Raw genomic sequence first — 23,719 nt, forward strand, 5'->3', positions numbered from 1 at the left:
GAACCGAAAGTGTCTGCTATGTCGATGTCGGCGTTGGATCAGCGTTCGTGTTTGCACGCTATCGTTCGGGCGGTCGCCGATGACCATTGTAACGACAGCGAGCGGTCGAACGGCTCTGCCGGGGAAAATCAGTGGGTCACGTCGGAGGTGGAGGCCATCGCCGCGCCGACTATCCCGGCCGTGTTGAGCAGGGCCGCAGCCACCACCGGGGTCCGGTTCTCGAGCAGCGGTAGCCACTTGTCGGCCTTGCGGCTGATGCCGCCGCCGGCGATGAACAGGTCCGGCCACACCGCGTTCTCGATGGCCACCAGCACCCGGGTGACCTGCGCGGCCCACTTCTCGTAGCTCCAGTTGTTCTTCTCTTTGACCGACGACGCCGCCCGCAGCTCGGCTTCTTTGCCGCCGACTTCCAGGTGCCCGAACTCGGTGTTGGGTATCAGCGTGCCGTTGTGGATGACCGCGGAGCCGATCCCGGTGCCGAACGTCAGCAAGACGACCAGGCCGGACTGGTTTCTGCCCGCCCCGTAGTGCTCCTCGGCCAGCCCCGCGGCGTCGGCGTCGTTGAGCACCGTGACGTCCTGCCCGTCCAGCTCGGCGCTGATGATGTCACGCGCGTTGGTGCCAATCCACGACTTGTCGACGTTGGCGGCCGTCTGGACGACGCCGTGGGTGACCACCCCGGGATAGGTCACGCCGAGCGGGCCGGTCCAGCCGAACGCGTTGACCACCTCGGCGATGGTCTTGGCGACCGCCTCCGGCGTCGCCGGCTGCGGGGTCAACAGCTTGACCCGTTCGCCGATCAACTGTCCGGTGTCCATGTCGACGATGCCGCCCTTGATGCCGCTGCCGCCGACGTCGATGCCGAATCCCCGACGCTGTGGTGTGCCGACGGCGGCGCCGGTGCCGGGCGTTTCCGTGGTCGACTCGGTGCTGGTCATCGAAGCTCCTGGGCGTGACTTGGGATGTGCGCCCACCTTAGCCCGGCGCCGGCGCGGCTACGGGGTATCTGCGGGGCCGTGGCGGCTGTGATGCGATAGACCGGTGACCCGAGTTGATGACGAGCCCGCCCGGCTGCGCACGGTCGCCGAGACGTTGGCCACGGAAGCCGCCGCGTTCGTCCGGCGCCGCCGGGCCGAGGTCTTCGGCGGAGCCGCGGCGGGTTCGAAGCTTTCGGGCGACGGCGCGGTGTGGTCGAAGAGCACCCCCACCGATCCGGTGACCGTCGTCGACACGGAGACCGAGCGCCTGCTGCGGGACCGGCTGGCCGAATTGCGGCCCGGTGACCCGATTCTGGGTGAGGAGGGCGGGGGGCCGGCCGACCCGGCGGGCACGGCCGCGGACGCGGTCACCTGGGTGCTCGACCCCATCGACGGCACGGTGAACTTCGTCTACGGCATTCCCGCCTACGCGGTGTCGATCGGTGTCCAAGTGGACGGCGTGTCGGTGGCGGGCGCGGTCGCCGACGTCGTGGGCGAGCGGGTGTACTCGGCGGCGACCGGACTGGGCGCGCACGTCATCGACCAGGAGGGGGTACGGCCGCTGCGGTGCGCCACGGTGGACGACCTGTCGATGGCGTTGCTGGGCACCGGTTTCGGGTACGCACGGCAGCGCCGGGCGGCGCAGGCCGACTTGTTGGCGCGGCTGCTGCCGATGGTGCGCGACGTTCGTCGCATCGGCTCGGCGGCCCTGGATCTGTGCATGGTCGCGGCGGGCCGGCTCGACGCGTTCTACGAGCACGGCCTGCAGCCATGGGATTGCGCCGCGGGCGCGCTGATCGCGGCCGAGGCGGGGGCCCGGGTTTGCCTGCCGCCGCCCGGCACCGACGGCGCCGGCCTGGTGCTGGCCGCCGCGCCGGGGATCGCCGACGAGCTGCTGGCCGCCCTGGACGAAATCGACGGCCTCGACCCGATTCTCGACTGAGCTGCGTCAGCAGCTGCTCGAGTGGATCTTGGTGAGCAGCGAGGGGTCGGACGGCTCGGCGGCGCCGGGGCGCAGGGTGGCCAGCACGGCATCGATGTCGTCGTTGTGGGCGAGCGCGGTGAAGTCCGTCCCCAACGCCAGGTCGACGGAGTCGTCGGCGCGGTTGTCGTTGAACAGCTCCATGCACGGCGCCACCAGCCAAACCGCCGCCGCGGTGGCCTGCCCGGCCGTGCCGAACCGGATCTGACCCTGGCAGGTGAGCCGGGTGCCGGCGTAGAGGGGATCGTTGGCGGCGGTCGGCTGCGCAAACCCGAGGTCCTTCATCGCGCCGGCCACGTCGCCGGCCTGGCCGCCGCGGCCGCTGGCGTTGAGCACGCGGACCTTGGTGTCGCTGAGCTTGGCGGGCGTGACGTCCATCATCGCGCTTCGGGACACCTGCTCACCGAGCTGAGCCGGCGCCGATCCGGTCGCCTTTGGCGGCGGATTGCAGACCGCGACCTCGTGCACCTTCGCCGGCCGGGTCAACGCGATCGTCCACACCACGGCAGTCACCACGACGAGGAAGACCACCACGACGATGGCGGGCCGGGGATTGCGGCGCCGGAACGGCCGACCGTGCTTGTCGAAGGCGGTACCCTCGGTGATTTGTGCGACCACAGGTGCACTCTAATCGCACCCTAAACGCACTGTTCAAAGGCGAACGCAAGGCCCACAATGGTGGTGTGACGTAAATCACACATTAACGGGCCGTCATACGGGCACGAATCATTTGGTGGATGCGTTCGACGCTGGTACAAAGCGATGCCTGACATTACGAGGCATGAAGAGGCAATAGGGCAGGGGAATAGGTATGCCTACCGACTACGACGCTCCACGGCGCACCGAGACCGACGATGTTTCGGAGGACTCGCTCGAGGAGCTCAAAGCACGACGCAACGAGGCGGCTTCGGCCGTCGTCGACGTCGACGAATCCGAGACCGCTGAGTCTTTCGAGTTGCCTGGCGCCGACCTGTCCGGGGAAGAACTGTCGGTCCGCGTCATCCCGAAGCAGGCTGACGAGTTCACCTGCTCCAGCTGTTTCCTGGTGCAACACCGCAGCCGGCTGGCCAGCGAGAAGAACGGCGTGATGATCTGTACCGACTGCGCGGCCTGACCGTTTACGCCGGTCAGCTTCGCAATGCCGACAGCACCCGCTCCGGATGGCGGCAGCTCACCAGCCAGTACGGCGTGGGGTCGTCAGGCTCGTCCAGCACCACCAGGATCATCGGCCCGACCCAGGCCCGGTGCAGCACATAAGCCGCCGGGTCGAGCTGGCGACCCAGGGCCGCGGACTTGGCCGACGGGGCCACCACGGCGGAGCGGGCGATCGCGGTGACCGGGAGGTGCGCCTCGCCGGCCCACAGTTCCACCCCACCCGGGACGTTCGGGTCAGCGGTCACGCGGATCTCGATGCGGCCCAGCCACAGCAGCGTGCCGGCGGCCACCGCGAAAAGGGTGGCGTACGGCAGCCAGGACGGCCCGGGGGCGACACCCATGTTGACTTCGAAAGCGATGAGCCCCGCCAGCCCGAAGCCCAGCGGCCACCACCACCACGGCACCCACAGTCGTTCGCGATATCGCACACTGTGCGGCGCGACGCGCGTATCGGACACGCAGTCAAGGGTAATCTGTGGCCCCGTGTCGACCAGTCTGGCCATCGTTCGCCTCGATCCCGAGCTGCCACTGCCCACGCGCGCCCACCAGGGCGACGCGGGCGTCGATCTCTACAGCGCGGAAGACCTCAAGCTGGAGCCGGGACGGCGCGCGCTGGTGCGCACGGGCGTGGCCGTCGCGATTCCGTTCGGGATGGTCGGCCTGGTGCACCCGCGTTCGGGATTGGCGTCGCGCGTTGGGCTTTCGATCGTCAACAGTCCGGGCACCATCGACGCCGGGTATCGCGGCGAGATCAAGGTCGCCCTGATCAATCTGGACCCGGCCGAGCCCATCGTGGTGCATCGCGGCGACCGCATCGCCCAGCTGCTGGTGCAGCGGGTCGAGCTGGTCGAGCTGGTCGAGGTGTCGTCGTTCGACGAGGCGGGCCTGGCCGAAACCTCCCGTGGCGATGGTGGCCACGGTTCCTCCGGCGGACATGCGAGTCTGTGATGCGCGCCGGCGACGATGCAGTGGGGAGGAGCGCCGCTGATGGCTGCGTTCGGTAATCGTTCACGCGACGACGACAGCGAAGGGACCCCGGTGGGCGGCGACATCACGCCGCCCGGCGACGGGGTCTCCGACGAGATCGAAGAACTCGAGGGCCCATTCGACATCGACGATTTCGACGACCCGTCGGTCGCCGAGCTCGCGCGCCTGGACCTGGGGTCGGTCCTCATTCCCATGCCGGAGGCGGGCCAGCTGCAGGTCGAACTGACCGAGACGGGCGTTCCCAGCGCCGTGTGGGTGGTCACGCCCAACGGCCGCTTCACCATCGCCGCCTACGCGGCGCCGAAGACGGGTGGCCTCTGGCGCGAAGTCGCCGGCGAGCTCGCCGAGTCGCTGCGCAAGGACTCGGCCAAAGTCAGCATCAAGGACGGCCCCTGGGGCCGCGAGGTCGTCGGTTCCGCCTCCGGCGCGGTGCGCTTCATCGGGGTCGACGGATACCGCTGGATGATCCGCTGCGTCATCAACGGCCCGCACGAGACGATGGAAGCCCTCGAGCAGGAGGCGCGAGCCGCGTTGGCCGACACCGTGGTTCGCCGCGGCGACACACCGCTTCCCGTCCGCACGCCGTTGAGCGTGCAGCTGCCGGAGCCGATGGCGCAGCAATTGCGGGAAGCCGCGGCCGCCCAGCAGGCCCAGGCGCGACAAGCCGCGGCGCAGGAAGGGGCCAACGAGCCGGCGGCGCGCCGCAGCGCCGAGGGCTCGGCGATGCAGCAGCTGCGCACCACCGGCGGCTGACCCGCTCAGCCCGCCTCGGCGAGCGCGTCCAGGCACGCCGCGCCCAGCGCGGCGGGGTCGGAGCCGATCTGCTCCAGCGTCACCGTCCGCAGGGCCGCGCGCGGCGCGGCGTCGACCCACTCGGAAGCCACCCCAAGCGGATGGATGGGGTCGTCGACGGCGGCCGCCACGGCCAGCGGGGCCGCCAGCCCGGCCAGTTCCGCGCGGTTGGGCGCCACGTAGGCGGCGGCCTCGTCCATGGCGTCGGGCAGCTGGGGCCACTGCGCGCGCCAGGACCGGGCCAGCTCGTCGGCGAGCCAGGGCGGGCTGGAAGCCCGCATCTGGCCGGTGGTTGTCCCCAGTCCCTCGGCGCGCAGCTGCGACGCGGTATGGCGTGCCGCGTGGGCGGCGGGCGCCGCGTCCGGCGCCCCGGCCCAGGCCGGCAGCGCGGCCAGCACGGCAACCGCCTTCTGAGCGTGGGCCAGTGCCCAGGCGACCGCCACCGCCGCGCCGATCGACACCCCGCCGACGGCGATCGGGCCCGTTCGCGCGGCGGCGTCCAACGCGGACACGTAGCCCTCGATCAACCGGTCCGGGTGGGGCGGCGGCGCCACCAGCACGGCGCCGACCTCGCGCAACGGACCGGAAAATGCCCGGCGAATGTAGTCGTCGTCGGAGCCCGTACCGGGCAACAACACGACGGTGACACCCCGCAGATCGACAGCCACCCCCAGATAGTGCCCCGGCGTTGAGTCGCGCTCCAACACGACGTTTGACTCGGTTGGCGTGGGGGAACCAAGAGGTCTACGGTGTCCGTTGGCATGAATGGAAGCGCCAAGGCTTATCAGCATTGTCAGGAGGGGCCATGGGGGCCCAAGGATATCTGCGCCGGCTCAGCCGCCGATTGACGGAGGCTCCGGAGCAACGCGACTCCGAAGAGTTGTCCGACGAGGTAGCCCTTACCGGCGCGCAACGGGCGATCGATTGTGAGCGTGGCCAAGAGGTCACGATGATCGGCACGCTGCGCAGCGTGGAATGTAACGGCAAGGGTTGTGCGGGCGGTGTGCGCGCCGAGCTTTTCGACGGCAGCGACACGGTCACGCTGGTGTGGTTGGGGCAGCGCCGCATTCCCGGCATCGACTCCGGCCGCAAGCTGCGGGTGCGGGGCCGGCTGGGCACGCTGGAGAACGGCACCAAGGCCATCTACAACCCGCACTACGAAATTCAGCGGTGACGCGACCCGACGACTCGGGTCCGGGACCCGACGAGTCGGGCTCGCCCGACCGCGCGGCCGCCGGACGCATCACGGCCGAACGCCTGATGCGACAGGCGGGCGGGGTCAGCGGCGTCATCTATTCGTCGCTGCCCGTTGTGATCTTCGTCATTGTGTCGAGCGTGTCGGGGCTCTTCGTGGCGATGGCCTCCGCACTCGCCGCGGCCGCACTGGTCCTGCTGTGGCGGCTGATACGCCGGGAATCCCCGCAGCCGGCGTTCTCCGGGTTCTTCGGCGTCGCCATCTGCGCGCTGGTCGCCTACATCGTGGGGGAGTCCAAGGGCTACTTCCTGGTGGGAATCTGGATGTCGTTGCTGTGGGCGGTGGTCGTCGCGGCGTCGGTCGTCATCCGGCGGCCGCTGGTGGGGTTCGTGTGGACCTGGGCCACCGGGCGCGGTCACGGTTGGCGCGACGTCCCGCGGGCCGTCTACGCGTTCGACATCGCCTCGGTCTGCTGGGTGCTGGTCTTCGCCGCCCGGTTCGTCGTCCAGGGGCTGCTCTACAACGCCGACCGGACCGGTTGGCTGGCCTTCGCGCGCATCGCGATGGGGTGGCCACTCACCGTGGCGGCCGCGCTGGCGACGTACCTGGCGATCAAGTCGGCGCAGCGCGCCATGTCGGCGGTCGGTGACACCGGCGTCCAGGTCGACGCCGATCCCGTCCGCGACTAGCGGTGATCGCAAGCGCGGCGAAGCCGGGCGCTGCGGGTCACCGCCCTCAACGGTGATCGCAAGCGCGGCGAAGCCGGGCGCTGCGGGTCACCGCCCTCAACGGTGATCGCAAGCGGCCCTAGTCGTCCAGGGCGGGGCCGTCCGGCAACAGCAGCTTGCGCAGGTCCTCTTCGACCTCGGCGACCGCGACGAACAGCAGCTCGTCGCCGCCCTCCAACGGCTCGTCGGCCTCGGGCACGATCACCCGTGGACCGCGCAGGATGGTGACCAGCGCGGCGTCGCGGGGCAGCTGCAGTCGGCGCACCGGCTTGCCGCCCCAGGGCGTGTCGTCGGGCAGGGTGATCTCGACGAGGTTGGCCTGGCCCCGGCGAAATTCCATGAGCCGCACCAGATCACCGACGGCGACGGCCTCTTCGATGAGCGAGGCGAGCATCCGTGGGGTCGACACCGCCACGTCCACACCCCAGGCGTCGGTGAACAACCATTCGTTGCGCGGGTCGTTGACCCGCGCAACCACCCGGGGCACCGCGAATTCGGTCTTGGCCAGCAGGCTCAGCACGACGTTGGCCTTGTCGTCGCCGGTTGCGGCCACCACCACGTCGAACTCGTGCAGGTGTACCGATTCCAGCAGGCTCAGCTCGCAGGCATCGCCGAGGCGCCAGTGCGCCGCCGGGATGGCGTCGACGTCGACGTGATCGGGGTTGCGCTCGATCAGCGTGACGTCATGGCCGTTGCCGATGAGTTCGCGACTGACGGAGCGGCCGACCGCGCCGGCCCCGGCGACAGCTACCTTCATTTTCGCCGCTCCTTAAGACTCTTCACTGGGTGGCAGCGCCGCGATGGCCACGGCCTCGGCGGCGCGGCCGGAGATCGCGGCGACGTAGACCTGGTCGCCGGCCTGAATGACCGTCTTGGGCTCCGGCAGGACGCCGGCACCGAACCGGATCAGGAACGCGACGCGGGCGCCGGTGGCCTGCTCGAGATCGGTGATCCGGTGCCCGATCCACTCCTCGTGCAGGACGACCTCCGCGACGGCCACCGTGCCGGTCGGGTCTCGCCATTTGGCGGTCTCGGTGTCCCGCAGCAGGGCGTTGAGGAGGCGGTCGGTGGTCCAGGGCACGGTGGCGATCGTCGGGATGCCGAGCCGTTCGTAGACCTCGGCGCGCTTGGCGTCGTAAATCCGGGCGACCACGCGCTTGACCCCGAAGGTCTCGCGGGCCAGCCGCGCCGAGATGATGTTGGAGTTGTCCCCGGATGACACGGCGGCGAACGCGTCGGCCTCCTCGATGCCGGCCCGCAGCAGCACGTCCCGGTCGAACCCCTGCCCCAACACCCGCTCCCCGGCGTACTCGGGACTGAGCCGGTTGAAGGCGGTGCTGTCGCGGTCGATGACCGCGACGTCGTGGCCGATCCGCGATAGCCCGTCGGCCACCGAGGAACCGACGCGGCCGCAGCCCATCACCACTACTCGCACTTTCGATCCTCTCGGCTGCGTCCTGCGCCCCAATCGGCAACCCACGTCGGCCAGCCGATTTCGGGTCGGCAAACATTCTCGCCTACGAAGCTACCGCCAAACCCATGTGGGCTTACTCTTGGCTCTCGTGTCCAAACTTTCAACCGCAACGCGTCGGTTGCTCATCGGTCGGCCGCAACGCAGCGACCGGCTGAGTCACACCCTGCTGCCCAAGCGGATCGCCTTGCCGGTGTTCGCCTCCGACGCCTTGTCGTCGGTGGCGTACGCGCCCGAGGAAGTCTTCCTGATGCTCTCGGTAGCCGGTGTCAGCGCGTATGCGCTGACACCCTGGATCGGTCTGGCCGTGGCGGCGGTGATGCTGGTCGTGGTGGCCAGCTATCGGCAGAACGTGCACGCCTACCCCTCGGGTGGGGGCGACTACGAGGTGGTCACGACCAACCTGGGCGACACCGCCGGCCTGGTCGTCGCCAGCGCCCTGATGGTGGATTACGTTCTCACCGTGGCCGTTTCGACGGCGTCGGCGATGGCGAACATCGGCTCGGCGATCCCGATCGTGGCCGAGAACAAGGTCTGGTTCTGCGTGGCCTCGATCCTGCTGGTGATGGCGTTGAACCTGCGCGGAATCCGCGAATCGGGCGTGGCGTTCGCCATTCCGACCTACGCGTTCATCGTCGGCGTGTTCATCATGATCGGCTGGGGCCTGTTCCGGATCTTCGTGCTGGGCAACCCGCTGCGGGCGGAGTCGGCCGGCTTTCAGATGCACGCCGAGCACGGTCAGGTCGTCGGCTTCGCGCTGGCATTCCTGGTGGCGCGCTCGTTCTCCTCGGGCTGCGCCGCGCTGACCGGTGTTGAGGCGATCAGCAACGGGGTTCCGGCATTCGAGAAGCCCAAGTCGCGCAACGCGGCGACGACGCTGCTGATGCTGGGCGGGATCGCGGTGACCCTGCTGATGGGCATCATCGTGCTGGCCCAGCAGATCCGGGTTCAGCTGGTCGAGGACCCGGCCCGGCAACTGACCGGCGCGCCGCCCGGTTACTACCAGAAGACCCTCGTCACACAGCTGGCCGAAACCGTGTTCGGCAGCTTTCACGTCGGCTTCCTGCTGATCGCCACTGTCACAGCGCTCATCCTGGTGCTGGCGGCCAACACCGCGTTCAACGGGTTCCCGGTGCTCGGCTCGGTGCTGGCCCAGCACAGCTACCTGCCGCGCCAGCTGCACACCCGGGGCGACCGGTTGGCGTTCTCCAACGGAATCCTGTTCCTGTCCGGGGCGGCGCTGCTGGCGATCATCGCCTTCCGTGCCGAGGTCACCGCCCTGATCCAGCTGTACATCGTCGGCGTGTTCATTTCGTTCACGTTGAGCCAGATCGGCATGGTGCGGCACTGGACCCGATTGCTGCGCACCGAGACCGATCCGCGCGTAAGGCGCAAGATGATGCGTTCCCGGGTCGTCAATACGGTCGGATTGCTTTCCACCGGCGCGGTTTTGTTGGTCGTCCTGGTGACCAAGTTCGTCGCCGGCGCGTGGATCGCGCTGTTCGCCATGGGTTTGCTCTTCGGGATGATGAAGATGATCCACCGGCACTACCGCACGGTCAGCCGGGAGCTGGAGGAGCAGGCCGCCGCCCAGCACGACGTGGTGTTGCCCAGCCGCAATCACGCCCTGGTGCTGGTGTCCAAGCTGCATCTGCCGACGCTGCGCGCGCTGGCGTACGCCCGCGCGACCCGCCCGGATGCGCTCGAGGCGCTCACCGTCAGCGTCGACGAGGGGGAGACCCGCGAGCTGGTGCACCAGTGGGAAGAGAGCGACATCAGCGTGCCGCTCAAGGTCATCGCCTCGCCATACCGCGAAATCACCCGCCCCATACTCGAATACGTCAAGCGGGTCAGCAAGGAGTCGCCGCGCACCGTGGTCACCGTGTTCATTCCCGAGTACGTGGTGGGCCATTGGTGGGAGCAGGCGCTGCACAACCAAAGCGCGCTGCGGCTCAAGGGCCGGCTGTTGTTCATGCCCAACGTGATGGTGACTTCCGTTCCGTGGCAACTGAACTCGTCGGAGCGACTCCAGACGCTGCAGCCGCACGCCGCCCCCGGTGACGCCCGTCGGGGAATCTTCGATTGACCCGCGAGATACCGGGCGCACCCCACGCGGTGCTGCCCCCGCGCGACGAGCTGACGTTGGTGACCGGCGCCCCGGCCAACGGCGGCAGCTGTGTGGCGCACCACGAGGGACGCGTGGTGTTCGTCCGCTACGCGCTGCCGGGTGAGCGGGTGCGGGTCCGGGTCACCGCCGACCGCGGATCCTATTGGCACGCCGAGGTTCTGGAGGTGCTGGAGCCGTCGCCCGACCGCATCGAATCGCTGTGCCCCATCGCCGGCGTGGACGGCGCCGGGTGTTGTGACCTCGCGTTCGCCGCCCCGGACGCGGCCCGCGCGCTCAAGGCACAGGTCGTGGCCAACCAGCTGGAGCGCCTGGGCGGCCACCACTGGAATGGTGACGCCGAGCCTTTGTCGGACTCGGGGCCGACGGGCTGGCGCACCCGCGTCCGGCTCGATGTGGGCGCGGACGGGCGCCCCGGCTTCCACCGCTACCACAGCGACGAACTGGTCACCGACCTGCGCTGCGCGCAGTTGCCGGCCGGCATGCTCGACGGGCTCGCCGACTCGAAGTGGCCGCCGACCGCCCAACTGCACGTCGTCGTCGACGATGACGGCGCGCGCCACGTGGTGCGCACCCTGCGGCAGGGCCGGAAGACGGCGACCAAGGTGGTGGAGGGTCGCTACGAGGCGGTACAGCGGGTGGGCGGGCGCAGCTGGCAGATCCCGGTGACCGCCTTCTGGCAGGCGCACCGCGGCGCGGCCGCGGTGTACAGCCGGCTGGTCGCCGACTGGGCGCAGCCCGCTCCCGGCATGACCGCCTGGGACCTCTACGGCGGAGCCGGTGTCTTCGCCGCCGCGCTCGGCGCCGCGGTCGGGGAGACCGGGCGGGTGCTGTCCGTCGACACCTCGCGCGCGGCCACGCGGGCCGCCCGCGTCGCGCTGGACGACATGCCACAGGTGCAGGTCGTCACCGACTCGGTGCGGCGGGTGCTCGGCACGCAACGAGCGGGCGCCGACGTAGCGGTGCTGGATCCGCCGCGGGCGGGCGCCGGGCGCGAGATCATCGACCAACTGGCCGGCGCCGCCGTGCCGCGGGTGGTGCACATCGGTTGCGAGGCAGCGTCTTTTGCGCGCGACATCGGCCTCTACCTCCGCCACGGCTATGCCGTCGAGAAGATCAAGGTGTTCGACGCCTTCCCGCTCACCCATCACACCGAATGCGTCGCCCTGTTGACCCGCGGGTAGCGCCGGCGGCGACGTAACGGCGCGTGAAGTGCTCCCGGAGCGGCTAGACTCCGTCGCGGTGTGCCGGGAAGTCTGGTCGGCGATGTCCTCGATGTCCCTGTCGACCGACCGAAAGGCTCGAGTGCCCACCACCACAGGGCCTTCCCGTCCCCGGGTGCCGCGATCGTGAACGACGGTCTGCGGTTCGCGCTCATCGTCCTGTTCTCCAGTGCGGTCGGTCTGATCGCGGTGCTGGCGAACCGTCTGACCGAGCGGTTCAAGGTCCCGGTGCCCCTGCTGGTGCTCGTCGGAACGGCGGCGGTGGTGCACTCCGTGCCCGCGGTGCAGCCACCGTCCGAGCGGATCGTGGAACAGGTCATCACCGTCGCGCTGGTGCTGGTGTTGTTCGACGGCGGAATGCACATCGGGCCTTCCCGTTTCCGCGCGGCGGTCGCCCCGATCCTGTCGGTCGGCGTGCTGGGTACCGCCCTCACCGCCGCCGGCGCCGCGCTGATGCTGCACTACGTCTGCGGAATCGATTGGTTTCCCGCGGTGCTGGTCGCGACGGCGGTGGCTCCGACCGATCCTGCCGTGGTGTTCTCCGTCCTGGGCAAACGCGAAATCAGGGGCCGCAGCAGCACCATCCTCGAGGGTGAGTCCGGCGCCAACGATCCGGTCGGCATCTCGTTGATGTCCAGCCTGATCGCCGCCGGCGGCCTCAGCGCCGCCGGGTTCGCCGGCGTGGGCGCGCAATTCGTTCTGCAGATGGCGATCGGCCTGGCCGTCGGGGTCGTCGGCGGCCGCGCCCTGCTCGTCTTCATGCGCCGCGTGGCGCTGCCCAGCGAAGGCCTCTACCCGCTACGAACGCTGGCATCGAGCCTGATGCTGTACGGCATCGCCACGCTTGCGCACGGATCGGGATTTCTGGCGGTGTTCGTCGCCGGCATCGTGATCGGCGACGCGCGCGCGCCCTACAAGCCGGAGATCAAGCGGTTCCACGCCGCCCTGGCCGGGCTGGCCGAAATCGTCGCGTTCGTCGTGCTGGGCCTGACCGTCGACCTCGGCGTCCTTGCCCACCCCGACGTGTGGATCCCCGGGCTCGCCCTCGGGGTGGCCCTGACGGCGCTGATTCGTCCGCTGGCGGTGGGCTCGTGTCTGGTCGGCGTGCGACTCCAGCGAAACGAACGCGCCTTCATACTGTTCGCCGGCCTCAAAGGGGCGGTGCCGATTCTGCTCGGCGAGTTGCTGCGCGCCGCGCACATCCCCCACGCCGAACGCCTCTACGGCATCGTGGTCGTCGTCGTGATCTTCTCGGTCCTGGTGCAAGGCAGCTCGGTGCCCGGGGTCGCGAAACTGCTGCACCTGCCGATGCGCATGGTGGAGACCCAGCCCTGGCAGATCGGTGTCCGGCTCGCGGACGAACCCGAGGGGGTTCATCGCTTCAGCGTCGCACCGGGATCGGCCGCCGAGGGGTGCACGGTGGAGGGGCTCAGTGACCGGGTCGGCGACATCTGGGTGAGCATCGTGGTCCGTACCACCGGCCTGGTGCCGGTGCGGGGTGACACCGAACTTCAGGCCGGCGACGAGGTCGTCGTGCTGGCGGATCCCGAGCTGCACGACACCCTGGTCGAGCTTTTCGGACCCCCGTAGGCCGGCTACCTCCGGCTCCCTGCTGTTCCGGCGGCCGCTGCGTAGACTATCGGGATGCTGGAACAGATCCGCGGGCCCGCTGATCTGCAACACCTGTCGGGGCAGCAACTTCGCGAACTCGCCGCCGAGATTCGCGAGTTCCTGATCCACAAGGTCGCTGCCACCGGTGGACACCTCGGGCCCAACCTCGGCGTGGTCGAGTTGACGCTGGCGCTGCATCGGGTCTTCGACTCGCCGCATGACCCGATCATCTTCGACACCGGTCATCAGGCGTACGTCCACAAGATGCTGACCGGGCGCGCGCAGGACTTTGAGGGCCTGCGCAAGAAGGGCGGACTGTCGGGCTACCCATCGCGCGCGGAGAGCGAACACGACTGGGTGGAGTCCAGCCACGCCAGCGCGGCGCTGTCCTACGCCGACGGCCTGGCCAAGGCGTTCGAGCTGACCGGTCACCGCAACCGGCACGTGGTCGCCGTGGTCGGGGACGGCGCGCTCACCGGCGGCATGTGCTGGGAGGCGCTGAACAACATCGCTGCGTCACGGCGCCCGGTGATCATCGTGGTCAACGACAACGGCCGCAGCTACGCGCCGACCATCGGCGGCGTCGCCGACCGCCTGGCCACCCTGCGGCTGCAGCCGGCCTACGAGCAGGCGCTGGAGAAGGGCCGCGACGCGGTGCGTTCGCTGCCGCTGCTCGGCGAACTCGCCTACCGGTTCATGCACAGCGTCAAGGCCGGCATCAAGGACTCCCTGTCCCCGCAGCTGCTGTTCACCGATCTCGGGCTCAAGTACGTGGGTCCGGTCGACGGGCACGACGAACGCGCGGTGGAGGCGGCGCTGCGCCACGCGCGCGGCTTCGGCCGGCCGGTGATCGTGCACGTCGTCACCCGCAAGGGCATGGGCTACGCCCCGGCGGAGGACGACGAAGCCGAACAGATGCACTCGTGCGGCGTCATCGACCCCGTCACCGGGCAGGCCACCAAGGTCGCCGGGCCGGGGTGGACCGCCACGTTCTCCGATGCCCTGATCGGCTACGCCAGGAAACGCCGCGACATCGTGGCGATCACCGCGGCGATGCCCGGCCCGACCGGGTTGAGCGCGTTCGGGCAGCAGTTCCCGGACCGCCTGTTCGACGTCGGCATCGCCGAGCAACACGCCCTGACGTCGGCGGCGGGGCTGGCGATGGGCGGCATGCACCCGGTGGTGGCCATCTATTCGACGTTCCTCAACCGGGCCTTCGACCAGATCATGATGGACGTGGCCCTGCACAAGCTGCCCGTCACCATGGTGCTCGACCGGGCCGGCATCACCGGTTCGGACGGCGCCAGCCACAACGGCATGTGGGACATGTCGATGCTGGGCATCGTGCCCGGCATGCGGGTGGCCGCGCCCCGCGACGCCAGCCGGTTGCGCGAGGAACTCGGTGAGGCGCTGGAGGTCAACGACGGCCCAACCGCGCTCCGGTTCCCCAAAGGCGATGTGGGCGAAGACATTCCGGCCATCGAGCGGCGAGGCACCGGCCTTTCGGGCGTCGACGTGCTCGCGGTGCCGGCCGACGGGCTCAATCATGACGTGCTGCTGGTGGGCGTCGGCGCGTTCGTCCCGATGGCGTTGGAGGTCGCCAAGCGGCTGCACAACCAGGGGATCGGCGTGACGGTCATCGACCCGCGCTGGGTGCTACCGGTCTCCGAAGCGGTCCTCGAGCTCGCCGCCCAGCACAAACTGGTCGTCACGTGCGAGGACAACGGCGTCAACGGCGGCATCGGGTCGGCGGTGTCCGCGGCCCTGCGCGCCGCGGAGATCGACGTGCCGTGCCGCGATGTGGGCCTGCCGCAGCGGTTCTATGAGCACGCCTCGCGGGGCGAGCTGCTGGCCGAGCTGGGGCTGACGGATCAGGACGTGGCCCGCCGCATCACCGGCTGGGTCGCCGCGCTGGGCAGCGCCGTCACCGAAGCGGAGATCCGCGAGCACCTCGACTAGGCGCAGCGGCTGGGGTGGCGCCGTCGACTCGGCACCCCGGGGCCGATGCGGAGAAGGGTGCGGCGAACCATCGCGGCTCGCCTTAGACTGAAGAGCGGTAGTGGGCCGTGCCGTCAGCCGAGGACGAAGGACATCACATGACCGCAGGAATGCACCCGCAGTTGGCTGAGGCCATGGAGTTCGGGCAGCGGTTCCAGTCCGCCCTCGAAGACCAGATCCACCGAACGAACACCGAAACCTTCACGGCCGCAGACGAAGCCAACACCGTCGAGGTGACGCTGAACGCGCGCCGCGGGATCACCGATCTCCAGATCGAAGACGGCCTGTTGCGGCTGGGCGCCGAGACGGTCGAGCAACGCGTCAACGAGGCCCTGCGCAACGCGGTGGCCGCGGTCGATGCCGCCAACGAAGCCCAGCACCGGCAGCTAGTCGAGTCGCTGGCGCGCATGACCACGCTGATGACGGAGTCGTTGGGCCTGAGCTAGCCCAAATCCGTACGGCGGCAACTGTTCTCCTGCCGGGCCGAGACCGTCACTCGGTCGCGTATCGGGTGGCGAAAACGTGCGCCTGCGTCTCGGCGGCCCGCTCCGGCGACGTGAGTTCCATGCCGTACTCCAGGAGTTCGCGCACGGCATCGGGATCATCGGCGCCCAATTCGCGCATGTTCGCCATCAGGAATTCGTGTTGGGCCGCTTGCCCTTTCTGGCTCGCCAGGTGCGCGACCACGATTATCTCCTCGGCCAGTTCGGCTTCGGTCATGCCCGCGACCTTTTCGGACAGGGTGACTTGCCCGATTCCGCCGTCTCCAAGCGCCGACACCGACACCGTCCCGGGGGGATTGGTCACGGTGAACAGCGGGACGACGTCCTCCTCGTCGACCTCCTCGGCGGCTGCCGTCTGTGTGGCGAGCACCGTTGCGGTGTCGACGGGCTCGGCGGGCGCGAACTCCGGCGCCGGCTCAAGCGGGGACTCCTCGGCGCTGTCCTCGGCGGCGACGGAGAAGCTGAGGGCTGTCAGCGTGTCGGGTTCGCGGTCGGCCGCGGGTTCGCCGGCGGGCGCGAAATTCATTGCAGCGAAGATGTCGGTGGGGTCTTCGTTCGCATTCGGAAGCTGGGCCACGGCGTCCTTCTCTCGGATTCATAGCCTGGGCGGCTGTCCGGTAGGTAGAGCCTACAGTGCGCCCACCGGGGCGGGCGGACGAATTTCCATGTAGGCCAGTGGATCCGGCTCCCCGGGTCGATTCCGGCCGGTCGTTGCGACCGGGTTGCCGAGCGGTGAACAACTGGGGTGGTCGTTGCCGGGATCAGCCGGGAAGCACCTGTTTGTCGAGATTCTGGGCGGCATCGTGGTCCGTGCCGTCGTACGCTTTGGCGGCGGCACGCAGGTTAACGGCGAGGTCGGTGGCGACCTCGATCATGAGCTGGATCGCCTCCGCGCGGCTTACCTCGACTCCCACGACGGCGTCGTTGCCGGGTCCGCAGGCCAGGCCGTGGTTGAGCCACACGTTGACGCCGACCCCGTCGACCGCCCCGGCGGACGACTTGAAATTTTCCTTGGTCGCGTCCTGTGCGCGCGCCAGCTTGTCAAGATACGTCGACGTGACGCTCAAGTTCGCCATGGAACCTCCTCGTCTGGTAAACGGTTGCACCGCAAGCGGGTTGGGGCGTGACAGCGTTACGGGGCGGGCTGCGGCCGGTTCGGGTCTGCCGGCTGCTCGGCTTTGAGCGCCGCGACCTCGGCGGGTGCCCGCTCCGCGGCCCCGGTGCCCGCGGCCGCTCCGACGACTTCGGCCCCGTCGCTCGGGGTGGTGTCCTCGGGGCCGGCTCCGGTTGTCGTGGCCCCTTCGGCGGCTGCGGGCGCCTTGCGCTGCCGCGCGGTTGAGGACGACGGCTGAGCGCTGACGGGGCTCGTCGGCGTGGGGGTCGGCCCCGCGACCTGGCCGGCTTGAGCGGACGCCTCCACCGGCTGAGCCGGGGTGGGCATGCCCTGCACCGGCCGGCCCGACATCTGGATGAGTTCGCTCAGGCGAGGAGCCGTCACCGGCGCGGCCGTACCGGCCGGCGTGGAGGTGCTGGTGAGCGCGGACGACGTGGACTCGGTGGCGAATTCGGAGACGGTGGATTCCGCCGAGGGCGCCATGCGAGCGGACGGCGCAATTCGCGAAGTCGACAGATAGTCCTTCATCTCCGCAATGATCTTCTCGTATTCGCGGACCACTTCCTGGACCTTGGGCCGGGTCTCGGTGCCCGAGAAGAATTCCATGTAACCGATGGCGCCCACTGTTGCGGTGATCGCCGCGATGGTGACGACTTTCTGAAACACCAGGGACGAGGCTTCGCTCCCCTGCGCTTTGATCAGGAGGGCGACAAAGATGCAGCCGGTGAGGCCGTCCTTGATTCCGGCGACGGCACGGCGAATCTCGGTGAGCTGATCGACTTCGGCCGTCAGGATCTCCATCATCGCCTGGTCCTGATCTCGCATCAGGTTTACGCGGTCCAGCTGGGCTCGGTTCTGTTTGGCGTACTCTTCCGACGCGGAGCCCTCCCAGCCGCTGTCGGGGAAGGCGGACTCCAAGTCTTTCTTGGGCGAGTCGAGCTTGGAACGCGCGTTGTCGAACTCCGTTCCCTTGGAGGCGTCACCGAGGCCGAGGAAATATTCGAAGACCGTGATGGCGACAATTCCCCATTCGATAATCGGCACCTCCGCCGCCCAGGGATTGGTTCGCTCCTCGAGACCGCGTTCTATTTCCGCTTTTATCCTTCGCTCGACGATCGCCTTGACGGCAATTTTGGTCGTTTCCATGGCGAACGCGCCGCCGCCGATACCGGTCGCAACCCAATCCTTAGCGGCGGCATTCTTTCCTATGCCGGCCAGGCTGCCTACCAGACCGCCGATTTCGGAAGCGGCAACGACCATTGCCATGATCCCTTCTGCGAGTGGGGACTTCGCGTCCTACGGCGAGCCTAACAGCAGTCACAGGGTGGCCAGAGCGCCAATTTTTGGGACGGTCCGGGCATTTAGTCGCGGTCTACGGTCCGCGCCTCGTCCGCGGCGAGGAAAGGCTAGCGGCGAAAAATTACCCGCGCCGCCGCGCGAATATCTTCACCGCGCCCTAGGAGTTCTCGGGCGCGGCGGGCGGCTGCAACGCTGTGGCCAGCGGAGGATCCACCAATTCCCGCTGCCACTGCCGCGCCTGCCCGGCGCGCAGGAACCCTTCGACGGCCTCGAGGGGGTCGGGCGCGGGTTCCCAGTCCCAGCACAGCCGTCGCACCAGGTCGGGGGAGACTAGGTTCTCGGTGGGTACGTTGACCCGCTCCGACACCTGGGACAGCGCCGCACGCGCCGCCTCCAGCCGCGCGGCGGCCTCCGGTTTGCGCCGGCTCCAGCGCGCCGGCGGCGGCGGACCGTTCGGCGGTTCGGCGTCCACGGGCGGATTCTTGGTTTGCCTGGCCGCTTCCAGCGCCCCCAACCACGTGGCGGCGCTGCGACGTTGATTGCGCCCGCCGAAGACCGGCAGCGCGGTGAGCTCCTCGACCGTCTTCGGGTCGGCGATGGCGGCCTCGATGATGGCCGAGTCCGGCAGGATGCGTCGCGGCGCAATGTCGCGGCGCTCGGCGATGCGGTCGCGCGTCAACCACAGCTCGCGGACCGCGGCCAGGCCGCGCCGGTCGCGCACCCGATGGATCCCCGACGTGCGCCGCCACCGGTCCGGCCGACTCGCCGCGCCTGGCTCCCTGGTGCCCGTGGCGCGCAGATAGTCGAATTCCTCTGCGGCCCAACCCGTTTTGCCCTGCTGCGCCAGGACGTCGGCAATCGCGGCGCGCAGCTCGATGAGCAGTTCCACATCCAGCGCCGCGTAGTTGAGCCATTCCTCGGGCAGCGGCCGTTTGGACCAGTCCGCCGCGCCGTGGCCCTTGGCCAGCCCGGACCCCAGCAGCCGCTCCACCATGGTCGCCAGGTTCACCCGCTCGAACCCGGCCAGCCGGCCGGCGAGCTCGGTGTCGTAGAGCGCCGGTGGCTGCAAGCCGACCTCCGCCAGGCAGGGCAGGTCCTGGTCGGCCGAATGCAGGATCCATTCGTCTTCGCTCAGTACCTCGGCGACGGGCCGCAGCGCCTCGAGCGGGTCGGCGCCGTGGCTGACCGGGTCGATGAGCACGGTGCCGGCGCCGGCCCGCCGGATCTGGATCAGGTAGGCCCGGTTGGAGTACCGGAAACCCGACGCCCGCTCGGCGTCCACCGCAAACGGCCCACGCCCACGATCCAGGAGCTCGGCCGCCGCTTCGATCTGGCGGACGGTCACGGAGAGGTCCGGGATCCCTTCGGCCGGGCGCAGCAGCGGGGTGGGCTGGGGTTCGCTGCTGTCGGGGTCGGTGCTGACGGGCCCGTCGGCGGCCGGTTCGCACATGTCAGGCGCGTGACCTCGAGCTCAGGTCGGTGACGCCCGTCGGCGGAAGTCCCGCCGCGTGTTCGAGCACCTCGCAGAACGCCTCGACGTGGACGCCAACCTGGGGCGTGGTCGCCGTCCACGACGCCCGCAGCTCCAACTGGTGGGCGCGCGGCGGTCCGGAGATGTCGCCGTAGCGCACCGAGGTGGTGGCCGTGACCGTGCCGCCCAGGGCGGTGACCTGCTCCATCCGGGATTCCAGCGCGTCGACGAGCCAGCTCCACGCCACCTCGGGCAGCAGGGGGTCGACGGCCTCGCTGGGGTCCAGGTCGGCCTGGATGTAGGCCACCAGGCGGATGGTGCCGTCCCACGCGTCGGCGCCTTCCGGGTCGTACAGCAGGATCAGGCGGCCGAAGGCGTCGCCGTCGGATCGCTCGGGGATGATTTCGCGGTCGGGATGTTTGACCTCGGCCCCCAGCGCGTAGCTGTAGGGCGCGAGGCGTTGCGGGGGGCGGATGGGGCCCAGTTCGATCTCGGGGCGCACGGTGACGCCGTTCATGGCCGCGACCGCCTCGCGGAATGGCTCCGGTTCAGCTGAGGTCACTTGGCGCCGCTCCTGTTCATCCCGGCCACTTCGCGGCGGCGCGGCGTAGGTCATGAGCGCCACTCTCCCCCGCAAGCGGGTGGTGCCTCCACCGCATCGTGACGGTTCTGCGTCGGCGCGGCACGGGTCACAGGGTCCGACGGTAGACCCATCGGGGGACACGCGGAATCAGGCGCGCCGACCGCTACCAACCCGTTATGAGACCCCATGGCAACCTATCGACCCAGCTCAGGACCCTGTTCCGCCAGTAAATCGGGCGGGCCGCTTCTCGCGATGCGCGGCGAGGCCTTCCTGCACGTCGGGGCCGCTGAAGCTGAGGAACTCCAGCCCGAGCGAGGTCTCGAAGGTGGGCGCGAACATGCGGTACCAGTGGTTGAGGCTGCGCTTGGTCCAGCGGATCGCGTTCTGGGCGCCGCGCGCCAGGTCCTCCGCGATCCGCGTCGCCGTGGCCAGCACGTCGTCGTCGTCGACGCAGAGGGACACCAGGCCGATCCGCTCGGCCTCCTCGCCCAGCAGCGTCTCGCAGGTGAGCAGGTAGTACTTGGCCTTGGCCATGCCGACCAACAGGGGCCAGCAGATCGCGGCGTGGTCCCCGGCGGCCACGCCCAGCTTGGTGTGCCCGTCGATGAGCTTCGCCGTGCGACCGGCCACCGAGACGTCGGCGAGCAGGGCCACCACCAGGCCCGCGCCGACGGCCGGCCCGCGGATCGCCGAGACGACGGGTTTGTCGAAATTGACCATGTTGAGCACCAGATCGCGGGCCTCCCGCATGATGCGCATCCGGCCTTCGTAGTCGCTGATCGTCTCGTCGATCAGGTCGAAGCTGCCGCCGGAGGAGAAGGCCTTGCCCTCGCCGCGGACCAGCACGACGCGCACGTCGGGGTCGCGGGCGATCACCGGCCAGATGTCGGCGAGGTCGCGGTGCATCTGCGGCCCGACCGAGTTGAGGCCGGGAGCGTCGAGAACCACGGTCAGGATGCCGTCATCGCCCAGGTCGCACCGCAGGCTGGGGAACTCGTCGTAATTCACGGGCGGCTGGCTGACTGGCACGGTCGTGATAGTACGCAGCGCGGGACCGAGGCCGCCGTCGTGGCAGCATTGGGGACAATGAGTACTCGCCGCGACCTCCCCGAGTCGCCGTATCTGGCCGCCGTCACCGGTGCGAAACCCAACCGGATCCCGGTGTGGTTCATGCGGCAGGCGGGTCGCTCGCTGCCGGAATACCGGGCGCTGCGGGCGCAGACCGACATGCTGGCGGCCTGCTTCGACGCCGAGCTGGTCTGCGAGATCACCCTGCAGCCGGTGCGCCGGCACGACGTCGACGCGGCGATCCTGTTCTCCGACATCGTGGTGCCGTTGCTCGGCGCGGGCGTCGACCTGGACATCGTCGCGGGGGTGGGGCCGGTCATCGCGTCGCCGGTGCGCACCGCCGCCGACGTCGACGCGATGAAACCCCTTGACCGGCAACGGATCCAGCCGGTGTCGGATGCGGTCACGCTGCTGGTGGCCGCGCTCGGCGACGTCCCGCTGATCGGGTTCGCCGGCGCGCCGTTCACGCTGGCGTCGTATCTGATCGAGGGCGGCCCCAGCCGCCACCACGCCCGCACCAAGGCGATGATGCTGGCCGAATCCGACACCTGGCACGCGCTGATGGCAAAGCTCACCGACATCACCGTGGGCTTTCTGCGGGCGCAGCTGGAGGCCGGGGTGGACGCCGTTCAGGTGTTCGACTCGTGGGCGGGCGCCCTGTCGCTCGCCGACTACCGCACCTACGTGCAACCGCACAGCGCCCGGGTCTTCGGCGCGCTGGCCGAGCACGGCGTGCCGATGACGCACTTCGGGGTCGGCACCGCCGAGCTGCTGGGTGCCATGTCGACGGTCCTGAAACCAGCCACAGCAACGGTGGTGGGGGTGGACTGGCGGACGTCGCTCACCGACGCGGCCGCCCGGGTCGCGCCGGGCACGGCGCTGCAGGGCAACCTCGATCCGGTGGTGCTGATGGCTGGGTGGCCGGCCGTGGACCGTGCCGCCCGGGCCGTGGTCGAGGACGGGCGCCGCGCCGTCGACGCGGGCGCGACCGGTCACGTCTTCAACCTTGGCCACGGTGTGCTGCCCGAAACGGACCCCGGCGTGTTGACCGACCTGGTGTCACTGGTCCACTCGTTATGACATCCCCCTCGTATTGCGTTGTCGGGGGTGGGATTTCGGGGTTGACGGCGGCGTACCGGCTGCGCGCGGCGGTGGGCGACGACGCGGCCATCACCCTTTTCGAACCCGGCGACCGGCTGGGCGGGATCTTGCGTACCGAGCAGGTCGGCGGGCAGACCATGGACCTGGGTGCCGAGGCGTTCATCCTGCGCCGGCCGGAGATGCCGGCGCTGCTGGCCGAGCTGGGTCTGTCGGGGCGCCGGCTGGAGTCCACCGGCGCCCGGCCGCTGATCTACAGCGGGCGGACGCTGCATCCGCTGCCCACCGCGACGGTGGTCGGCATTCCGTCGACGGCCGCCTCGATGGCCGGGCTGGTCGACGCGGCGACGGTCGCGCGCATCGAAGCCGAGCCCGGCCGCCCACTGGACTGGCGGCCCGGCAGCGATCCCGCGACCGCCGACCTGGTGGCCGAGCGGTTCGGCGAGCAGGTCGTGGCCCGGTCGGTGGACCCGCTGCTGAGCGGGGTCTACGCGGGTTCGGCGGCCACCATCGGCCTGCGCGCCGCGGCCCCGGGCGTCGCGGCGGCCTTGGACCGCGGCGCCACCAGCCTGACCGAGGCGGTCCGGCGGGCGCTGCCCCCGGCAACCGGCGGGCCGCTGTTCGGGGCGTTGGACGGGGGCTACCAGGTGCTGCTCGACGCGCTCGTCGAGCGCGCCCGGCCGCGCCGGGTCAGGGCCGCCGTGCAACGGCTCGAGCCCGCCGGGGCGGGGTGGTCGCTGCTGGACGACACCGGCACTCGCTGGCATGCGGACGCGGTGATCCTGGCCATTCCCGCCCCGCGGCTGGTGCCCCTGCTCGGCGACGTCGCCCCCGGTAGCGCCGCCGCGGCCGGGCGGATCGCCAGCGCGTCGTCGGTGGTGGTGGCTTTGGCGGTGCCGGGCGACACCGCGTTCCCGCAGTGTTCCGGGGTGCTGGTGGCGACCGGGGAAAGCTTGCGCGACAAGGCGATTACCCTGTCCTCGCGCAAGTGGGGCGCCCGCGGGGACACGCAGCTGCTGCGGTTGTCGTTTGGCCGGTGCGGTGACGGCCTGGCCGAAACGGCGTCGGATGACGAGCTGCTGGGGTGGGCCGTGGACGACCTGGCCACCGTCTTCGGTCTGGACGTCAAGCCGGTGGATGCGCGCGTGCAGCGCTGGATCGAGGCCATGCCGCAGTACGGTCCGGGCCACGCGGAGCTGGTCGCCGAGATTCGTGCGGGCCTGCCGCCGACGCTCGCCGTGGCCGGCAGCTATCTCGACGGCATCGGCGTGCCTGCATGCGTCGGGGCGGCCGGCCGCGCGGTCGAGGCGCTCGAACTGGAAGTGGCACGATAGGTTCC

25 protein-coding genes are annotated in these 23,719 nt (G+C 69.9%); 13 read left to right on the forward strand and 12 right to left on the reverse strand.

Features of this window, described 5'->3' with window-relative positions; genetic code table 11:
- Positions 1 to 128: 128 nt before the first annotated feature.
- The gene (ppgK, locus tag A5713_RS12145; RefSeq protein ID WP_068095821.1) at positions 129 to 938 is read right to left on the reverse strand and encodes a polyphosphate--glucose phosphotransferase; all 810 of its coding nucleotides are present in this window, start codon (positions 936 to 938) and stop codon (positions 129 to 131) included.
- Positions 939 to 1,041: 103 nt separating this feature from the next.
- Here ppgK and A5713_RS12150 point away from each other — a divergent pair, with 103 nt between their 5' ends.
- Positions 1,042 to 1,920 carry an inositol monophosphatase family protein gene (locus A5713_RS12150; protein WP_067927371.1) on the forward strand — a complete coding sequence of 293 codons (879 nt, stop codon included), beginning with the start codon at positions 1,042 to 1,044 and terminating at the stop codon, positions 1,918 to 1,920.
- 6 nt (positions 1,921 to 1,926) lie between these two features.
- Here the strand turns inward: A5713_RS12150 and cei are convergent, their stop codons facing one another.
- Positions 1,927 to 2,577, reverse strand: coding sequence for an envelope integrity protein Cei (cei, locus tag A5713_RS12155; RefSeq protein ID WP_067927369.1), 651 nt, complete (start codon positions 2,575 to 2,577; stop codon positions 1,927 to 1,929).
- Positions 2,578 to 2,770: 193 nt separating this feature from the next.
- Here cei and A5713_RS12160 point away from each other — a divergent pair, with 193 nt between their 5' ends.
- Positions 2,771 to 3,073 carry a DUF4193 domain-containing protein gene (locus tag A5713_RS12160; RefSeq protein WP_067115263.1) on the forward strand — a complete coding sequence of 101 codons (303 nt, stop codon included), beginning with the start codon at positions 2,771 to 2,773 and terminating at the stop codon, positions 3,071 to 3,073.
- A 13-nt stretch (positions 3,074 to 3,086) separates the two neighbouring features.
- Here the strand turns inward: A5713_RS12160 and A5713_RS12165 are convergent, their stop codons facing one another.
- Positions 3,087 to 3,572, reverse strand: a complete 486-nt coding sequence (locus tag A5713_RS12165) for a DUF3093 domain-containing protein (RefSeq protein ID WP_068095824.1) — start codon at positions 3,570 to 3,572, stop codon at positions 3,087 to 3,089.
- A gap of 25 nt (positions 3,573 to 3,597) precedes the next feature.
- Between A5713_RS12165 and dut the strand changes: the two genes are divergently transcribed.
- Positions 3,598 to 4,062, forward strand: coding sequence for a dUTP diphosphatase (gene dut / locus A5713_RS12170; RefSeq protein WP_067927364.1), 465 nt, complete (start codon positions 3,598 to 3,600; stop codon positions 4,060 to 4,062).
- A 39-nt stretch (positions 4,063 to 4,101) separates the two neighbouring features.
- A complete protein-coding gene (locus A5713_RS12175) occupies positions 4,102 to 4,854 on the forward strand; it encodes a DUF3710 domain-containing protein (RefSeq protein WP_068095826.1) in 753 nt (250 codons plus the stop codon).
- Between the two features lie 5 nt (positions 4,855 to 4,859).
- Here the strand turns inward: A5713_RS12175 and A5713_RS12180 are convergent, their stop codons facing one another.
- Positions 4,860 to 5,561 carry a hypothetical protein gene (locus A5713_RS12180; protein WP_068095912.1) on the reverse strand — a complete coding sequence of 234 codons (702 nt, stop codon included), beginning with the start codon at positions 5,559 to 5,561 and terminating at the stop codon, positions 4,860 to 4,862.
- 137 nt (positions 5,562 to 5,698) lie between these two features.
- Between A5713_RS12180 and A5713_RS12185 the strand changes: the two genes are divergently transcribed.
- Both A5713_RS12185 and A5713_RS12190 read left to right on the forward strand, forming a co-directional pair.
- Positions 5,699 to 6,067, forward strand: a complete 369-nt coding sequence (locus A5713_RS12185; protein WP_067927359.1) for an OB-fold nucleic acid binding domain-containing protein — start codon at positions 5,699 to 5,701, stop codon at positions 6,065 to 6,067.
- A gap of 86 nt (positions 6,068 to 6,153) precedes the next feature.
- Positions 6,154 to 6,777, forward strand: a complete 624-nt coding sequence (locus tag A5713_RS12190) for a DUF3159 domain-containing protein (protein ID WP_156751863.1) — start codon at positions 6,154 to 6,156, stop codon at positions 6,775 to 6,777.
- Positions 6,778 to 6,895: 118 nt separating this feature from the next.
- Here the strand turns inward: A5713_RS12190 and A5713_RS12195 are convergent, their stop codons facing one another.
- Both A5713_RS12195 and A5713_RS12200 read right to left on the reverse strand, forming a co-directional pair.
- Positions 6,896 to 7,573: a TrkA family potassium uptake protein gene (locus A5713_RS12195; RefSeq protein WP_067927355.1), complete on the reverse strand. Its 678-nt coding sequence runs from the start codon at positions 7,571 to 7,573 to the stop codon at positions 6,896 to 6,898.
- A gap of 12 nt (positions 7,574 to 7,585) precedes the next feature.
- Positions 7,586 to 8,251, reverse strand: coding sequence for a TrkA family potassium uptake protein (locus tag A5713_RS12200; RefSeq protein ID WP_156766176.1), 666 nt, complete (start codon positions 8,249 to 8,251; stop codon positions 7,586 to 7,588).
- A 127-nt stretch (positions 8,252 to 8,378) separates the two neighbouring features.
- Here A5713_RS12200 and A5713_RS12205 point away from each other — a divergent pair, with 127 nt between their 5' ends.
- The 5 genes from A5713_RS12205 to A5713_RS12225 all read left to right on the forward strand — a co-directional run bounded on the left by A5713_RS12205 (position 8,379) and on the right by A5713_RS12225 (position 15,690).
- The gene (locus A5713_RS12205) at positions 8,379 to 10,373 is read left to right on the forward strand and encodes an APC family permease (RefSeq protein ID WP_068095833.1); all 1,995 of its coding nucleotides are present in this window, start codon (positions 8,379 to 8,381) and stop codon (positions 10,371 to 10,373) included.
- A gap of 29 nt (positions 10,374 to 10,402) precedes the next feature.
- Positions 10,403 to 11,596, forward strand: coding sequence for a class I SAM-dependent RNA methyltransferase (locus A5713_RS12210; RefSeq protein ID WP_067927350.1), 1,194 nt, complete (start codon positions 10,403 to 10,405; stop codon positions 11,594 to 11,596).
- Positions 11,597 to 11,761: 165 nt separating this feature from the next.
- Entirely contained in the window at positions 11,762 to 13,225 is a 1,464-nt protein-coding gene (locus A5713_RS12215; RefSeq protein ID WP_082972916.1) for a cation:proton antiporter, read from the forward strand.
- A gap of 54 nt (positions 13,226 to 13,279) precedes the next feature.
- Entirely contained in the window at positions 13,280 to 15,205 is a 1,926-nt protein-coding gene (gene dxs / locus A5713_RS12220) for a 1-deoxy-D-xylulose-5-phosphate synthase (RefSeq protein WP_068095839.1), read from the forward strand.
- A gap of 137 nt (positions 15,206 to 15,342) precedes the next feature.
- Positions 15,343 to 15,690 (forward strand): YbaB/EbfC family nucleoid-associated protein, encoded by a 348-nt coding sequence (locus A5713_RS12225; RefSeq protein WP_067927395.1) that lies wholly within the window; start codon positions 15,343 to 15,345, stop codon positions 15,688 to 15,690.
- Positions 15,691 to 15,736: 46 nt separating this feature from the next.
- On the opposite strand, the gene A5713_RS12230 is transcribed toward A5713_RS12225, so the two are convergent.
- The 6 genes from A5713_RS12230 to A5713_RS12255 all read right to left on the reverse strand — a co-directional run bounded on the left by A5713_RS12230 (position 15,737) and on the right by A5713_RS12255 (position 21,243).
- Positions 15,737 to 16,273: a hypothetical protein gene (locus A5713_RS12230; protein ID WP_068095916.1), complete on the reverse strand. Its 537-nt coding sequence runs from the start codon at positions 16,271 to 16,273 to the stop codon at positions 15,737 to 15,739.
- Between the two features lie 235 nt (positions 16,274 to 16,508).
- Complete coding sequence (locus A5713_RS12235; RefSeq protein ID WP_067927345.1) at positions 16,509 to 16,823, reverse strand: ESX-1 secretion-associated protein; 315 nt, start codon at positions 16,821 to 16,823, stop codon at positions 16,509 to 16,511.
- 56 nt (positions 16,824 to 16,879) lie between these two features.
- Positions 16,880 to 18,127, reverse strand: coding sequence for an EspA/EspE family type VII secretion system effector (locus A5713_RS12240; protein WP_156751861.1), 1,248 nt, complete (start codon positions 18,125 to 18,127; stop codon positions 16,880 to 16,882).
- Between the two features lie 190 nt (positions 18,128 to 18,317).
- Complete coding sequence (locus tag A5713_RS12245; RefSeq protein WP_067927342.1) at positions 18,318 to 19,610, reverse strand: ribonuclease D; 1,293 nt, start codon at positions 19,608 to 19,610, stop codon at positions 18,318 to 18,320.
- 1 nt (position 19,611) lies between these two features.
- On the reverse strand, positions 19,612 to 20,247 hold the full coding sequence (locus A5713_RS12250) for a DUF3000 domain-containing protein (RefSeq protein ID WP_067927339.1): 636 nt from the start codon (positions 20,245 to 20,247) through the stop codon (positions 19,612 to 19,614).
- A gap of 174 nt (positions 20,248 to 20,421) precedes the next feature.
- A complete protein-coding gene (locus A5713_RS12255) occupies positions 20,422 to 21,243 on the reverse strand; it encodes an enoyl-CoA hydratase/isomerase family protein (RefSeq protein WP_067927337.1) in 822 nt (273 codons plus the stop codon).
- 57 nt (positions 21,244 to 21,300) lie between these two features.
- On the opposite strand from A5713_RS12255, the gene hemE reads away from it, so the two are divergent.
- A complete protein-coding gene (hemE, locus tag A5713_RS12260) occupies positions 21,301 to 22,362 on the forward strand; it encodes a uroporphyrinogen decarboxylase (protein WP_067927334.1) in 1,062 nt (353 codons plus the stop codon).
- Positions 22,359 to 23,714, forward strand: a complete 1,356-nt coding sequence (locus A5713_RS12265) for a protoporphyrinogen oxidase (RefSeq protein ID WP_068095845.1) — start codon at positions 22,359 to 22,361, stop codon at positions 23,712 to 23,714. Before hemE ends, A5713_RS12265 begins: the two co-directional genes overlap by 4 nt.
- The last annotated feature ends 5 nt before the right edge of the window (positions 23,715 to 23,719 follow it).

The sequence above is a fragment of the Mycobacterium sp. E2497 genome (genome assembly GCF_001668695.1).
GTDB lineage: Bacteria > Actinomycetota > Actinomycetes > Mycobacteriales > Mycobacteriaceae > Mycobacterium.

What these genes read in the sequence shown, in the direction of transcription:
- ppgK (WP_068095821.1), bottom strand. Translation starts at nt 938, where the DNA reads ATGACCAGCACCGAGTCGACCACGGAAACGCCCGGCACCGGCGCCGCC.
- A5713_RS12160 (WP_067115263.1), top strand. Translation starts at nt 2,771, where the DNA reads ATGCCTACCGACTACGACGCTCCACGGCGCACCGAGACCGACGATGTT.
- A5713_RS12175 (WP_068095826.1), top strand. Translation starts at nt 4,102, where the DNA reads ATGGCTGCGTTCGGTAATCGTTCACGCGACGACGACAGCGAAGGGACC.
- A5713_RS12185 (WP_067927359.1), top strand. Translation starts at nt 5,699, where the DNA reads ATGGGGGCCCAAGGATATCTGCGCCGGCTCAGCCGCCGATTGACGGAG.
- A5713_RS12190 (WP_156751863.1), top strand. Translation starts at nt 6,154, where the DNA reads ATGCGACAGGCGGGCGGGGTCAGCGGCGTCATCTATTCGTCGCTGCCC.
- A5713_RS12195 (WP_067927355.1), bottom strand. Translation starts at nt 7,573, where the DNA reads ATGAAGGTAGCTGTCGCCGGGGCCGGCGCGGTCGGCCGCTCCGTCAGT.
- dxs (WP_068095839.1), top strand. Translation starts at nt 13,280, where the DNA reads ATGCTGGAACAGATCCGCGGGCCCGCTGATCTGCAACACCTGTCGGGG.
- A5713_RS12225 (WP_067927395.1), top strand. Translation starts at nt 15,343, where the DNA reads ATGACCGCAGGAATGCACCCGCAGTTGGCTGAGGCCATGGAGTTCGGG.
- A5713_RS12230 (WP_068095916.1), bottom strand. Translation starts at nt 16,273, where the DNA reads ATGAATTTCGCGCCCGCCGGCGAACCCGCGGCCGACCGCGAACCCGAC.
- A5713_RS12235 (WP_067927345.1), bottom strand. Translation starts at nt 16,823, where the DNA reads ATGGCGAACTTGAGCGTCACGTCGACGTATCTTGACAAGCTGGCGCGC.
- A5713_RS12240 (WP_156751861.1), bottom strand. Translation starts at nt 18,127, where the DNA reads ATGGCAATGGTCGTTGCCGCTTCCGAAATCGGCGGTCTGGTAGGCAGC.
- A5713_RS12245 (WP_067927342.1), bottom strand. Translation starts at nt 19,610, where the DNA reads ATGTGCGAACCGGCCGCCGACGGGCCCGTCAGCACCGACCCCGACAGC.
- A5713_RS12250 (WP_067927339.1), bottom strand. Translation starts at nt 20,247, where the DNA reads ATGACCTACGCCGCGCCGCCGCGAAGTGGCCGGGATGAACAGGAGCGG.
- hemE (WP_067927334.1), top strand. Translation starts at nt 21,301, where the DNA reads ATGAGTACTCGCCGCGACCTCCCCGAGTCGCCGTATCTGGCCGCCGTC.
- A5713_RS12265 (WP_068095845.1), top strand. Translation starts at nt 22,359, where the DNA reads ATGACATCCCCCTCGTATTGCGTTGTCGGGGGTGGGATTTCGGGGTTG.